The sequence below is a fragment of the Pirellulales bacterium genome (genome assembly GCA_019636335.1).
In the GTDB taxonomy this organism is placed as follows: Bacteria; Planctomycetota; Planctomycetia; order Pirellulales; family JAEUIK01; genus JAHBXR01.
In genome coordinates this window covers 1-12,498 of the sequence record JAHBXR010000050.1, presented here as the reverse complement: position 1 = coordinate 12,498, position 12,498 = coordinate 1, and the positions used below count along the sequence as shown (strand labels likewise).

The following is a 12,498-nucleotide window of genomic DNA, read 5'->3' as shown; positions in this document are numbered from 1 at the left end:
TGTCGTAGTGTCTTAGCTGTGAGTGCAGGACCATTTCGCGGCGATGGCCCGGTGACGTCCGGCTGCGACCGCGGTGGAGATGGCTGCTGGCCGCAAAGCACGAACTGGTGGGTGAGAGCTACGAATTGGGGCCTGCTGTCCGCCTCCGCCAAACCATCCAGGTCAGTACCGCCGCGATACCTCCGCCTAACGAAGCTCCCACCATCAACATGATCGCATTATTGCCGCAACCATAAGGGGTAACGGTAGTGAAGTCGTTGGCCCCATAGGCAAACATCGTGAACGAAGCACCCCAGAACGCTGTGATTGCGGCAGTTTCGAGGGTACGAAGGATCATGCCACTATCTTACCTCCGCGCATGAAAAAAGCCGTATGTGAGGCAGCAACCTACGGCCGAGCGCTGCGGAGACCTGCGCCCCAATACCCAGCGCAGCGGGGCACCGTGGGCGCAGCACCCCAGGCGAGGGACGCGCCCCGAGCGAACGTGAGAGATCGCACCAGACGGCGCGACCAGCAGGGCAGATCGAGCGGCGAGGAACGGGGCGTTCGCCGCCGCCGCCGCTCGTTACGGCTTAGCCCTTGCGATGTCGGATTTTGGCACGCATGCGGCGTTTCTTCTGGCCGAGCTTGCGTCGCCCTTTTCCGGTCTTCTTGGTTCCCACAAATGGCTCCGTATTTGAAATAAAGGTCTGCGCGGCAGGCGTTAACTTGGAAAACCGGGGCAACGACGGCCAAGCCGCGTGGCACCCCGTGGATAGACCGAGGAGCGTCCGTCCGGAGGAATCGGACAGCCCCGAAGTGTACCCCACCCGGGCGACGGCGACAACCGCGGTGGGAGGCGAGATGCCGTATGACTAGCAGGCTGCTGAAAAAGGTCCGTCGTGGCCTTTTTCAGCCTCGCGAAGTGCGGAGTTGAACTCCGCACCGCTCGCAAAAGAACGACTTCCGTCGCTATTTTGTGATCGCATCCAGGCGATCCTAGCAGGCTGCTAGGGTGTTACTGGCGTTTGCTGGCGAACCCGCTTCCCGCGCGATGCGCCTACCCAGGCGTGGACAACCGCCCCAGCCCCCAGGGCGACGATGAGAATCGTCCAGATCAGAGCCCACGCCCGAAGTGAACTGCCGCAGTCACCGTGATAGGCGCTCATCCAGAGCCCGGGATGGATGATTGTCGCCACGACAAGTATCGAACTGCTGGCAATCGCGTAGGACCGCATCCACACCAGCACGATCGCGAGCGCGACCATCGCGCAACTTACTTGGAACAGAATCAGCCCGTAGGCCTGAGCTTCGGCCATCACGCGGAACGCGCCCGGGCCGGAACAAGCGAGTAGATTCAGTGCAAACATGTCGCGAGCCTATTTGCGTCGCACCGGGATGATACTGAGCAGAAATTGATACCAGCGGCGGGGAGGCAAGTCGCTCTTCATGCTTCTGGCCTTTTGCGCCGAGAGCGCCACACCAGCGCCAGGCCCACCGCCATCAACACGATACCGGCGGCGAGGATGACCGATAACCGCAGTATCCAATCATCGCCCGGAAAGCGTGGTTGCCGCAGGTGAGGATACTTGGCAAACATCCACGCCATTCGACCCGACAACATCAATCCAAGACCTAAAAGCACTATCCCGGACCAACGAAGCATCGTTGATCCGTCCTGTCTCTCCGGCTCTTTCGGAGGCTCGTAAGGATTTTCGCCCATACCGCCATCCTAAACGCTGCGGGACAGCATTGACCATCAAAAGGGTCCATCGCGCCGTCGTGGTTATGGTCCTGGCAGCTTGGGTGGCTCGCAAGGGGACGATTCCATAAAGCGGTGGTACCCCGCGCATGAAAAGAGCCAGTCGGATCGTAGGCCGAGTTCCCAGTCCGTTACGGCTCTCTCCCCTGCACGCGCTCCGTGACATTGAGAAATCGGTAGGGCGTCTCACTGGTAGAAAAATAGTTCGCGTCGTCCAGCAGTTCCAGGTTCGCTCCGAAGTAGTGATTCAGCACCAGCCGAAAGGCATTGACCAGGGAGATTTCCGGGTACAAATCATCTTCGCCCAGGTGATTCGGCAGGTAACACGCGAACAGGTTCGACATGCACTCGGTGACATTAGTTCGTGCGGCACTGTTCCAAGAGAGTTCCGAACGCGGTCCGTGATCCCCCACCAGGAAAATAATCGGCGGCCGCTTGGATTCTGCCAGCAACTGGTCGACTGCTTGGAGCATGCACGTGTTCACATAAAGTAGCTGCTCGCAATAGGCCTTGCGATATTCGACCTTGCTCATGCGATGACCGACAAGCATGTCCCCGTCGTCGTGATTGAATTCGCCTGGGATGTCGAGCGACGCCCCCGTGCGATCGAACACGAATGGTGGATGCGGCACGCTGAAATAGGCAAACACGAATTTCGGCTCATGGGGAAGTCGGGCAACGCCACCAAGAGCGTCGAGCTTGAATTGCAGCATGTCTCGGTGTACGTCCACCGCACGTCGAGAGCGTGTGAGCCGGACGAGATCTGGCCAGGGGGTTGCATTCTGCAAGGCATTGTGGAAGTGATTCACCGACACGTCAGTATTCAGTTTCACGTCCGACGAGTAAAAGCCCATCTCCGGAACATCGGTCACGAACGAGACGATCGAATAGCCATGTTCTCGCAACGTGTTGATCAGGGCACTTTTCTCGACCAGGGGGATGAAGTAGGCCTTGCTCTTTTCGTACTCGGACACCGCTTGCAGCAGCCCATCCAGGTATTGCAGGTTCAAGCAGGAACCGATGGACAACCCAGTCTGGCTGTAGTTCGAGGTAGAGCGGTCCGCCACGTAGAACCCCTTTGCACACAGGGCCTCGACAAAGGGGTGATTGTCGAAGTCGTAGAGATCCTTGAGCACGTCCTCCCGGCCATACGCATCGAGGATAATGAAATAGATGTCCGGGAGCGTTGTCGGATCTCTTGGCTCGGTCTCGATGGGAGCTGTCGCGAATAGATCGAGCGAGTTCGTGGAGCGGCTCTCGCGCTGGTCGGCGCGGGGGCTAGGGAGTTGAATCTGTCCGGCTGTCGACTGCTGGATCAAGATGCTGATCAAGGGAAAGGCTATCAAAATTCCCGCGATCGCGTTGCAGGCCCTGGTCCAGACGGCGAGGGACGATTTCAGACAAGTGCAGTAATACGCGGCAAGAAAAAACAGCGAGATCCAGACACCCAGCAAGAGGTAGGAGCTAATCCACGGAGACAAGGTCTCGCGGACAAATCCAAAGGTAAACGTGAGCACGATGCCCGCTCCCACAGTGAGCGCGGACTTTTCCCAACTGCGCATCAGCACCGCCAGCACGGACCAGGCAATCAGGGTCGAGACCCCGATCGTTCCCAGTGCCGTGAAGAAAGATCGGTGCAGCACGTGCCCCGGGTTGTGCGCATAGAGAAAAAGCGGCGGATAAGCCGCCAGCAAAAGCGGATATACGATACGTGGGAATCTCATCTTCCGACGTTTTTCCGTTTCAGTCCTTGATCGGTTGACCAGCTACGCAGCGCGGCCTTGGGATCGCTCATTTCAGACGAGCAGGGAGCCGACCGTAAAGTTCTCGCACCACGAGTACGGTCGGTTAAGGTCTGAAATGGCTTCCTGGAACAAACAGGCAGACGTCTGATCGCCTCACGGTACAAGCTGCCGCCCCGGACGCAGGGCAATTATACGGGAAACGTGAATGGCCGAATGGGGGCGGGCCGGCCAGGAACCGTCCGGCCGAGCCATCACACCGCATCCGGCGCTTTTGACGTCATCCAATATAGAACACGCTCCGAGCCCTCAAGTTCTGCGATACGTTGCAGCACGAACAAGCTCGAGAAGGCGGACTCGAAGCCTTGTCGCGTATAGTCCGGAAAGATGTCCTCGCGCGTCACCAGCAGTCGCTGAACCTGAGAATCGCACTTCGGAATAAACTCAATGATTAAATGTCGGCCCAGGCGATGCAAGAGCTGCGCGACCTTTTCCAACGGCACGTTGTTCGAGATTACCAGGTGATGAATCAGCGCTAAAGCCATCACCAGGTCGACGCCCGATCGCGCCAATAGCGAGTCTCGCTCCAGGTTCTGCCAGCCGAGTCCCGGGCTCGGATTCGTCAGATCCAGGACCAAGGGCAGAATCGAGCTTTCTCGTTCGCGTACGCACTGCTGATAGTTGCGTTCCACGGCATCTCGGTCGAAATCGAAGGCGATCACCTCTCCGCCGTGCTGTGCCACAAGACGGCTAAAGTGCCCCGTGTTGGCGCCCAAATCCCAGGTCGTGCGCGGCTGAATGGCCTCGACAAACTCTCCGACGAGCCGCTCTTTGGTCTGGAACGCCGCGGTAGTGTAGTTCGTCTCCTCATAATAGCGCCCCCAGGTCGACTCGGCATGTTGGTAGCGAAGCCCCATCACGGTGGACTTCAAATTCTCGATCAGCGCCGTCAATTGAAATTTCGAGACACGCCGCGTGGCAACCTTGCGACGGGCATTGGCATAGCGACGTTGCGCTCGGGCGTGCAAATGGAGATGTGCCAGCAAGCCCAGTCGCAGGCGGCTGCGCCAAGGAAGGAGCCGGGAAGTGAGATCGAGCGGCAATCCATCGATATAGAGTTCGACGAATTGTCCCAGTCGTACATCGCACCAGCTCATCAAGGCGAGAGGGGCCAGAAAATGCTGGCAGAATTGCCGATAAGCCACCCACGCCTCCCCCTCGCGATAACGCTCGAACGAGAGCGTATCGATGAAGATCGGACGGTGCCCACGAAACTGAACGTTGTACGCGCTGCAATCCTTTAGCGACATGTCACAAGCCATGGCGCGTTGCTGGATTTCCAGCGTCAAGAGCGCGGCAGCCTTCCATTGACCGAAGCACCACTCGTAGGGATACGAGATAAACGCGATCTGCTCGGGCGCGAGGATTCGGTCAGCATCCGTTCCATCGAAAGAAGGCTCTGCGACCTCTTCGTGCGCGATCAGCTTTCCGTCGGCAGACAGCGTCTCGTACAGACCCGATTCGATGAGCCGGTTGTAGTCGTCTCGATAACAGGGGTTCACCTGTCGGCGCAATCGGCCGTCGCGACGAAAGAGAAAGCCGGCAGGGTCACGAAACGAAGCTGGCAAGGCCTCGTCAGGGATCGTTCTGCTCATGACTGCCGCCACGCTGGAACAGTTTCGTGACTCCATCGCGAACCTTTTGCCACGACATCTTAAAGGCCCACAATCCGCCCAAAACAATGGCCAACGCGGCCTGGAGAACGATGCTCCCAGTGCCCGGGTCGAGATAGGCGAGCAAGACGCGAGAATGGATCGCGAGATCGCCTGAAATGAAGTGTCCCAACAGAGTCATGTCCCATCTCATCGCAGCGCCATTCGGATTCGAGCATAGCCGGTCGTTGTCGCGTGCGGGTATCGAAGCGGCCACTCACGCGCAAGCGGATGTCGAAACATCCACTTTACCAACCAGCCCCCGACGGGGCGACCTATTATTCGTCTCGGCGCCCGGTACCACTCGGGGGAACGCCGAGGCCGGCAAGGAAAGCAGTGGAACTACCCGGCAGTGCCATCGACAAAGTGCGGACAGCATACCGCATTTCCGGCGCACGCGGAGCCCGTTGCTCCTTTACTTGTCTGCCAGTCGCTGGTTATTCAATTCGCGGGCTTGCTTCCAGGTAATCACTTCCACACCCGTCGCTCTGACGGCCGCCATGAATTCGGGGTCGCTAAAGATCTGCCGGTCGGTATCGCGGATAAGGTTGCTGGTGGTGATCGCCTGCAATTCCTGGTCGTTAAAACCACAGTGCAGAATCAGGTAGTGCATGCCCGGCGGACTGTCCGCGATCGCTGCCAGGTACTGAGCCTTTTTCTCCTCGACGCTCCCCTTCGTGTAGAGCTGGGTCATGTGATCGAGCACCGGTAGCTTGTGCTCGTCGAGCGTGCCAAGCAGTTGCTGGGCGCGTGCGCGGATGGCCTCGTCCGGAACTTCGCGACCTAAGTCACGCAAGAAAAAAACGGGAACGTCGAACTCGATGCCCAGCTTGACGTAGACCTCGACCAGATCGGGGCGACTGACGACGGCCCCCATGTGCGTATCGAGATGGGTCACCGGTACGCCAAAATCGATTGCCCGCTGTACCTGAGCTCGCAGTTCGGCCTCCACTTCTGCCGCCTTCGCGTTGATCATCACCTCGGGCACGCCACCCCACAGATAGCCCTCCGGGTCGCACAAGCTCGGAACTTTGTCTCTACCGGCGACTGGTCCCCAGCGATAGTTCTCCCATTCGCTGTTGAGCGTCAGATGAATGCCAAAGTCTTTCTCGGGGTGCGCTTTGGCGTAGGCCGCGATTTCTTTAAACCAGGGACAAGGCACCATGATGCTGGCGGATGAGACGATGCCTTGTTCCATGGCTTCGATCGTGGCCCGATTGACCGAGTGCGACATGCCAGCGTCGTCGGCGTGGATAATCACGTAGCGGCGCGGTCCATCGTCGGCAACGGCCGCCAACGCCCATGCAGCCACAACAATCGGCGACATCACCAAGGCAAGCAGATTCAAACGCATCGTCATCCAAGCTCCGAGTTCATGGGATCTGTCAAAGCCAGAAGTTTCGATTGCCTACAATCCCAGCGCGGGGCAGAGTCGAACGCCAGCCCCGCTGCGACTTCCTCTCCATTGTAACAGAGCGACGCGAGCTCCATGACGCCCACGGCACGACCCGTTTCCGGCAGGCCGGGCCGGAGAATCACTCCTCAGCCCCACGAACGCTTTCATCGGCCGCACGCTGCAATTACGATCTAAGGCTACCAAACCTTGCTTGCTGCTTGCCTGGATGCTCCGCGATCCGATCCGGGCGCGGTCGTTTACCTCACGCCCCTCATCTTGCCCACCACGAAGAGATCCATGCCCAGACCATTCTTTCTTGCCGCCGTGCTCATCGCCTGTTCGTTGACCTCGTTGGCCCAGGCCGAATTCAAAGTCGGTGTGGGCAAATCGGTGATTACGCCCGACCCGCTGCTGCCTGTTTCGGGAGGAGTGGGTGCCAGCCATCCGACGACCTCGAAGCAAGGCGATCTGTACGCCCGGGCCATGGTCTTCGAGCAGGGGGACACGAAGGTCGGCGTCGTGCAGCTCGATCTGCTCGGCTTTCCCTCGGTGTTGTGCGATCGCATTCGCAAGCAGGTGCCGCGCATCGCCGCCGAGAACATCCTGATCGGTTCGACGCACACCCACAGCGCGCCCGATTGCTATGGCTTTCCCGGTCTCGACGGCAAGGTCTCGAGCAAGCTCGAGTACATCGACTTCGTCTGCAATCAGGCGGCCATCGCGCTGAACGAGGCGCTCGACAAGTTGCAGCCCGCGCAGCTCAAGATTGCCACTGGCAAGGCCGAGGGCAAAATCGCCTACAACTACTACGCGCCCGAACTTTACGATCCGCGGATGAGCGTCATCCAGGCGATCGCGCCCGACGGCAAGACGATCGGCACGCTGGTCAACTATGCCATCCACCCCGAGGTGCTGGGTAATCGGCTCGGCGTGGTCAGCCCGGATCTCGTCGGTCCGCTGGTCGACAAGCTCGAGGCCGATCTCGGCGGCATGGGCATGTTCATGAACGGCGCCCAAGGGGGCATGATCACGGCCGACAATCGCATCCTCGAAAAGATCGCCGATCCGCTGAAAGCCAAGTGGCACGACGCGCGCACCTGGGAAGAATGCCTGCGCATCGGTCAACTGATGGCCTCCGAGGCGCAGCGTATCGTCAAGGATGCCAAGCCGCAGACCGATCCCGCGCTCGCTTGCTTTTCGCGGGAAGTGAAATTCCCGGTCGACTCGCGCTTGATGTGGATGATTATCGTCGCCTCGCCCCTCAAGTATCCGCACAACAACGACAAGACGGTCACCACGCGGTTGAATCTGGTCAACATTGGCGACGCGCAGATTCTCACCGTCCCGGGCGAGGCGCTGCCGAACATCGGCTACTACCTCAAGCGCCACATGAAGGGGAAGCACAATCTCCTCTTCGGCCTGACGAACGACGCCTTCGGTTACATCCTGACTGAGGTCGACTTCATGAGCTTCGACCGCTACGAGTACGTCTCCGAGACCTCGCTCGGCGAACGGACGGGCGAGATCCTGATCGAGAACTCGGTCGAGCTGATCGACGAATCGCCAGCACCCCCCAAGCGCAAGTAAGCGGCCAAGACTCGATCCGCGCTCGCACGGCGGCACGCGCCATGGCGCAGCCAATCGCTTAGGGCTGCGCGGCTCTGGGTTCGCGCTCGTCCAACTCGTCGAGAAACTCCAGGATCGCGTCTGCCGCCAGCGAATGCGCACGCTCGTTGGGGTGCGGATCGAAGCGGTTGACGATTAGCCCTTCTGCCGCATGCGGCGCCAGAATGGGCAGCAGATTGAGGAAGGGGATCTCTTCGCGCGCGCAGAAAGTCTCGAGTTGATCGTAAGCGCGATGGTATTGCTCATCGTCAAGATCGTGCAGAAAGGGAAACAGGACGATCGAAAAGCGAATGTCGTTTTCCCGGCAAAAGTCGCGCAAGGAGCGCAGTCGCTCGGTTTGTCGCCGCCACGTCTCGCCCCCATAGCCTGTCGGCACGATGTCGAAGTGACCGCGCGCGGCGGGATCGGTCGCGGCGATCCACCGGCACCAGAACATGTCGAGCGCGTAGCTCGCACGCAATGCCCCCAACTGCAGCACGCGCTCGTTGATGTGCTCGCCCACGGCGCGCCACTCGGGAATCAGGTCGCACACGTCGTTGGGACAATAGACGAGCACCAGATCGTCCGTGCCATAGCCTTGCTCATGCGCCCGGCGAATCAAGTCGAGTTGGGCTCCCGTATCGAGGCCCACATTCGCGAAACAATTCGCCTCGCGCGGTTTCTTGCTCCGCGCTTGAACCAGATTCGAGAGTCGATCCTCGACCTTCGCGATTCCGAAGCCGACGGCGAACGAGTCTCCCAGGAACGTGACCCGTGGTCGCTGGAGATTCGGCCGGCTGACGTATTCGTGATCGTCGCGAAACCCAGCGGCGTTGAAACGAAAGTGTCGGGCGCTCCACTGCCGCGCGACGCGACTGATGGTGAGGCCGTCCGTCGTGTCGTACCAGAAGCGAAAGTAGCACTCCGCCGCGGCGAGCAGGAAGGCGCCCAAGGCCAGAAAAACACATGCGTTGCCCAAGACCAGCCAAGGCCAGGCTCGTCGCCCCTCGCGCGCATCATAGGCACGTTTTGCAAAACGTGCGGCATAGAGCAACCCAAACGGCGCCAGCACGATCGACGTAAAAACGAGGCCCTCCCAAAGTGACGCCGCCATGCACTATCCCGCCACTCTTTCGGACCTGGAGGGCTGTTTTTGGAGCGAGGGCTGATACGCCGGTTCAGAAATTCGAGCGCGAAATGCTGACGCAAGTCATTATGAATTCGTGCCAAACCTGCTTCAAGATCGCCCCCCGATCGACTCGCAGGCTGAAAAAGGTCCGTCGTGGCCTTTTTCAGCCTCGCGAAGTGCGGAGTTGAACTCCGCACCGCTCGCAAAAGAACGACTTCCGTCGCTATTTTGTGATCGCATCCAGGCGATCCTAGCAGGCAGCCCGGAGAAGTATTCCCCAGCCTGTGGAACCTGCATCGCCCTGCGTGCCTTGCGCGACTGGCGGATCGAAATGCCGCTAAATCGGCGCCAGTTTGATCCTCGGCTCGAACATGGCAGGCTTGGTCCGCACCGCCAACCGACACCGACCGATCGTGCGGCACAAGTCCGCCCCTAAAGAGTGGACCAACCGAACAGTTCATCAGTCGCCCCAGCGAAGCTAACCCCTAGCCACTGCCCCCTGACCCCCGGGACTGTCAGAATGGCAGATCCGGGCGGGGCAGGCAGGCGGGCCGGCCAGCTTTTCCACCTCTTCGCCTCTCCCCCAGAAAACGGCCCCCGTCGCAAACTGCTGTTGAATCGGAAGTTAGTAAGACTCTGCCACGGGCGGACCCTTTGGCGCGCCGCTTGCTTTATCAAGGGGTCGGCACGGGGATCCCGCGCCCTTTTTGGCAGGCGTGCCGCGTTGCGTGCCCACCATCCGCCGCCACGCCGCCAGCAAAATCACACCTGCAAAACACCCCCCCATAGAACTTTCGGAGGCACACGAATCATGGCGACAGCGACGCGAGGCAAGAAGCAGTCCGGCAAGGGCATCAAGCTGCAACCGCTGGGCGAGCGGGTCGTCGTCGAACGCGAAGAGGCAGAGACCAAGACCGCCGGCGGCATCGTGCTGCCCGACTCGGCCAAGGACAAGCCGACGCGCGGCGTGATCGTGAGCGTGGGCGATGGACGCCTGTTGGACGACGGCAGCCGCGCCCCGCTGCAGGTCAAGGTGGGGGATCGTGTGCTCTTCAGCTCCTACTCCGGTCAGGAATTCAAGCTGGGGGACGAGGAATACATTCTGATGAGCGAGGAAGAGATCCTGGCCGTCATCGAAGGCTAAGCATGTCGCCGGGCTGAGTGCCCGCCGTGCCAAGTCTTATCTTATAAGAAAACATGAGAATCGATTTTTATCAGGAGATATTGAAATATGGCCAAGATGATTGCATTCGACCAGGAAGCTCGCGACGCCATGCGTCGCGGTGTTTCGAAGCTGGCCGCGGCGGTCAAGGTCACCCTCGGTCCCAAGGGCCGCAATGTGATCTTGCAGAAGAGCTTCGGCTCCCCCACCGTCACTAAGGACGGCGTCACCGTCGCCAAGGAAGTCGAGCTCGAGGACGTCTACGAGAACATGGGCGCCCGCATGGTCCGCGAGGTCGCCTCGAAGACGAGCGATGTCGCGGGCGACGGCACCACCACCGCCACCGTCATGGCCGAAGCGATCTTCAACGAAGGGCTCAAGGCGGTCGTGGCCGGCGTGAACCCGATCCAGATGAAGCAGGGTATCGAGAAGGCCGTCGCCGACATCACCGACTCGCTGCACAAGATGTCGATCTCGATCAAGAGCCGTAAAGAGATGGCCCAGGTCGGCACCGTCGCCGCCAACAACGACACCGAGATCGGCGACCTGTTGGCCGAGGCGATGGAGAAGGTCGGCAAGGACGGTGTGATCACGGTCGACGAAGGCAAGAGCCTCAAGACCGAGGTGGAATGGGTCGAAGGGATGCAGTTCGATCGCGGCTACCTCTCTCCCTACTTCGTCACCGATCCGCAGAAGATGCAGTGCGTGCTCGAGGACGCTTACGTGCTGATCTTCGAGAAGAAGATCTCGAACGTGAAAGAAATGGTCCCCGTGCTCGAGGCGGTGGTCAACGCGGGCCGTCCCCTGTTGATCGTGGCCGAAGAGGTCGACGGCGAAGCGCTCGCCACGCTCGTCATCAACAAGCTGCGCGGCACCTTCAAGTGCTGTGCCGTGAAGGCCCCTGGCTACGGTGATCGCCGCAAGGCGATGCTCGAGGATCTGGCCATCCTCACCGGCGGTACGGCCGTGTTCGAGAGCCTGGGCATCAAGCTCGAGAACCTGCCCATCACCGACCTGGGGCGTGCCAAGCGGATCGTGGTCGACAAGGACAACACGACGATCATCGAGGGCGCCGGCAAGAGTGCCGACATCAAGTCGCGGATCGACCAGATTCGCCGCGAGATCGAGGTCTCGACCAGCGACTACGATCGCGAGAAGCTCGAAGAGCGTCTGGCGAAGCTTTCCGGCGGCGTGGCCAAGGTCAACGTCGGCGCCGCGACCGAGAGCGAAATGAAGGAGCGTAAGGCCCGCGTCGAAGACGCCCTGCACGCCACGCGTGCGGCGGTCGAAGAAGGCATTCTGCCCGGCGGCGGTGTCGCCCTGCTGCGTGCCTCCTCCGGCGCCAAGCCCAAGGGGCTCTCGGACGACGAAGTGGTGGGCTACAACATCGTCATCCGCGCCTGCCGCGCTCCGCTGACGATGATCGCCAACAACGCCGGCCAGGATGGCTCGATTGTCTGCGAAAAGGTGCTCGAAGGGGAAGGCAACTTCGGTTACAACGCCGCCAACGGCAAGTACACCGACCTGGTGAAGGGTGGCATCATCGACCCGACCAAGGTGACCCGCACCGCGCTGCAAAACGCCGCCAGCGTTTCGACCCTGCTGCTGACCAGCGATGCCCTCATCGCCGAGAAGCCGAAGAAGGACAAGAAGGGGGGCCACGGTCACGGTGGCGACCACGACATGTACTAAACCGATCCGTCCCCCGTCGCGCGAGTGATCCGCGACGCCAGACGCATCCAGCAAAACTAGAGGCCCAGTCGTTCCCTCACGGGAACGGCTGGGCCTTTTGCTTGCGTTCCGGCGGTCTGGTTTGACTAGCGGCAACGTGCCGCACAAAAAAAACACTAATTTGCGCTAATCAGCACTAATCAAGAGTGATTGATTAGCGGGGACTAGTGTCGATTAGTGTTCTTTCGCAACTTGTGACCCTGCCGGCCGCAGCAACGAGCACTAATTTGCACGAATCAAAAAATGCTTGATTAGCGACCACGACGGCACCACAGTACGA

9 protein-coding genes are annotated in these 12,498 nt (G+C 60.1%); 4 read left to right on the top strand and 5 right to left on the bottom strand.

What is annotated here, in order from left to right:
• Positions 1–989: 989 nt before the first annotated feature.
• The 3 genes from KF708_24745 to KF708_24735 all read right to left on the bottom strand — a co-directional run bounded on the left by KF708_24745 (position 990) and on the right by KF708_24735 (position 5,138).
• Positions 990–1,349: a hypothetical protein gene (locus KF708_24745; protein ID MBX3415913.1), complete on the bottom strand. Its 360-nt coding sequence runs from the start codon at positions 1,347–1,349 to the stop codon at positions 990–992.
• Between the two features lie 523 nt (positions 1,350–1,872).
• Positions 1,873–3,465, bottom strand: a complete 1,593-nt coding sequence (locus KF708_24740) for a sulfatase-like hydrolase/transferase (GenBank protein MBX3415912.1) — start codon at positions 3,463–3,465, stop codon at positions 1,873–1,875.
• 272 nt (positions 3,466–3,737) lie between these two features.
• Entirely contained in the window at positions 3,738–5,138 is a 1,401-nt protein-coding gene (locus tag KF708_24735) for a class I SAM-dependent methyltransferase (protein MBX3415911.1), read from the bottom strand.
• On the opposite strand from KF708_24735, the gene KF708_24730 reads away from it, so the two are divergent.
• Complete coding sequence (locus KF708_24730) at positions 5,137–5,313, top strand: hypothetical protein (GenBank protein MBX3415910.1); 177 nt, start codon at positions 5,137–5,139, stop codon at positions 5,311–5,313. The genes KF708_24735 and KF708_24730 overlap by 2 nt on opposite strands.
• A gap of 297 nt (positions 5,314–5,610) precedes the next feature.
• Here KF708_24730 and KF708_24725 read toward each other — a convergent pair whose 3' ends face one another.
• The gene (locus KF708_24725; protein MBX3415909.1) at positions 5,611–6,555 is read right to left on the bottom strand and encodes a polysaccharide deacetylase family protein; all 945 of its coding nucleotides are present in this window, start codon (positions 6,553–6,555) and stop codon (positions 5,611–5,613) included.
• A 333-nt stretch (positions 6,556–6,888) separates the two neighbouring features.
• Here KF708_24725 and KF708_24720 point away from each other — a divergent pair, with 333 nt between their 5' ends.
• The gene (locus KF708_24720) at positions 6,889–8,178 is read left to right on the top strand and encodes a hypothetical protein (protein ID MBX3415908.1); all 1,290 of its coding nucleotides are present in this window, start codon (positions 6,889–6,891) and stop codon (positions 8,176–8,178) included.
• A 58-nt stretch (positions 8,179–8,236) separates the two neighbouring features.
• On the opposite strand, the gene KF708_24715 is transcribed toward KF708_24720, so the two are convergent.
• Positions 8,237–9,310: a hypothetical protein gene (locus tag KF708_24715; protein MBX3415907.1), complete on the bottom strand. Its 1,074-nt coding sequence runs from the start codon at positions 9,308–9,310 to the stop codon at positions 8,237–8,239.
• 826 nt (positions 9,311–10,136) lie between these two features.
• Here KF708_24715 and groES point away from each other — a divergent pair.
• Positions 10,137–10,469 (top strand): co-chaperone GroES, encoded by a 333-nt coding sequence (gene groES, locus KF708_24710; protein MBX3415906.1) that lies wholly within the window; start codon positions 10,137–10,139, stop codon positions 10,467–10,469.
• Between the two features lie 87 nt (positions 10,470–10,556).
• Complete coding sequence (gene groL, locus KF708_24705; protein MBX3415905.1) at positions 10,557–12,179, top strand: chaperonin GroEL; 1,623 nt, start codon at positions 10,557–10,559, stop codon at positions 12,177–12,179.
• Positions 12,180–12,498: the final 319 nt, after the last annotated feature.

Bases quoted from the DNA above. Each gene is read 5' to 3' on its own strand.
- KF708_24745 (MBX3415913.1), bottom strand. From the start codon at position 1,349: ATGTTTGCACTGAATCTACTCGCTTGTTCCGGCCCGGGCGCGTTCCGC.
- KF708_24740 (MBX3415912.1), bottom strand. From the start codon at position 3,465: ATGAGATTCCCACGTATCGTATATCCGCTTTTGCTGGCGGCTTATCCG.
- KF708_24730 (MBX3415910.1), top strand. From the start codon at position 5,137: ATGACTGCCGCCACGCTGGAACAGTTTCGTGACTCCATCGCGAACCTT.
- KF708_24735 (MBX3415911.1), bottom strand. From the start codon at position 5,138: ATGAGCAGAACGATCCCTGACGAGGCCTTGCCAGCTTCGTTTCGTGAC.
- KF708_24725 (MBX3415909.1), bottom strand. From the start codon at position 6,555: ATGACGATGCGTTTGAATCTGCTTGCCTTGGTGATGTCGCCGATTGTT.
- KF708_24720 (MBX3415908.1), top strand. From the start codon at position 6,889: ATGCCCAGACCATTCTTTCTTGCCGCCGTGCTCATCGCCTGTTCGTTG.
- KF708_24715 (MBX3415907.1), bottom strand. From the start codon at position 9,310: ATGGCGGCGTCACTTTGGGAGGGCCTCGTTTTTACGTCGATCGTGCTG.
- groES (MBX3415906.1), top strand. From the start codon at position 10,137: ATGGCGACAGCGACGCGAGGCAAGAAGCAGTCCGGCAAGGGCATCAAG.
- groL (MBX3415905.1), top strand. From the start codon at position 10,557: ATGGCCAAGATGATTGCATTCGACCAGGAAGCTCGCGACGCCATGCGT.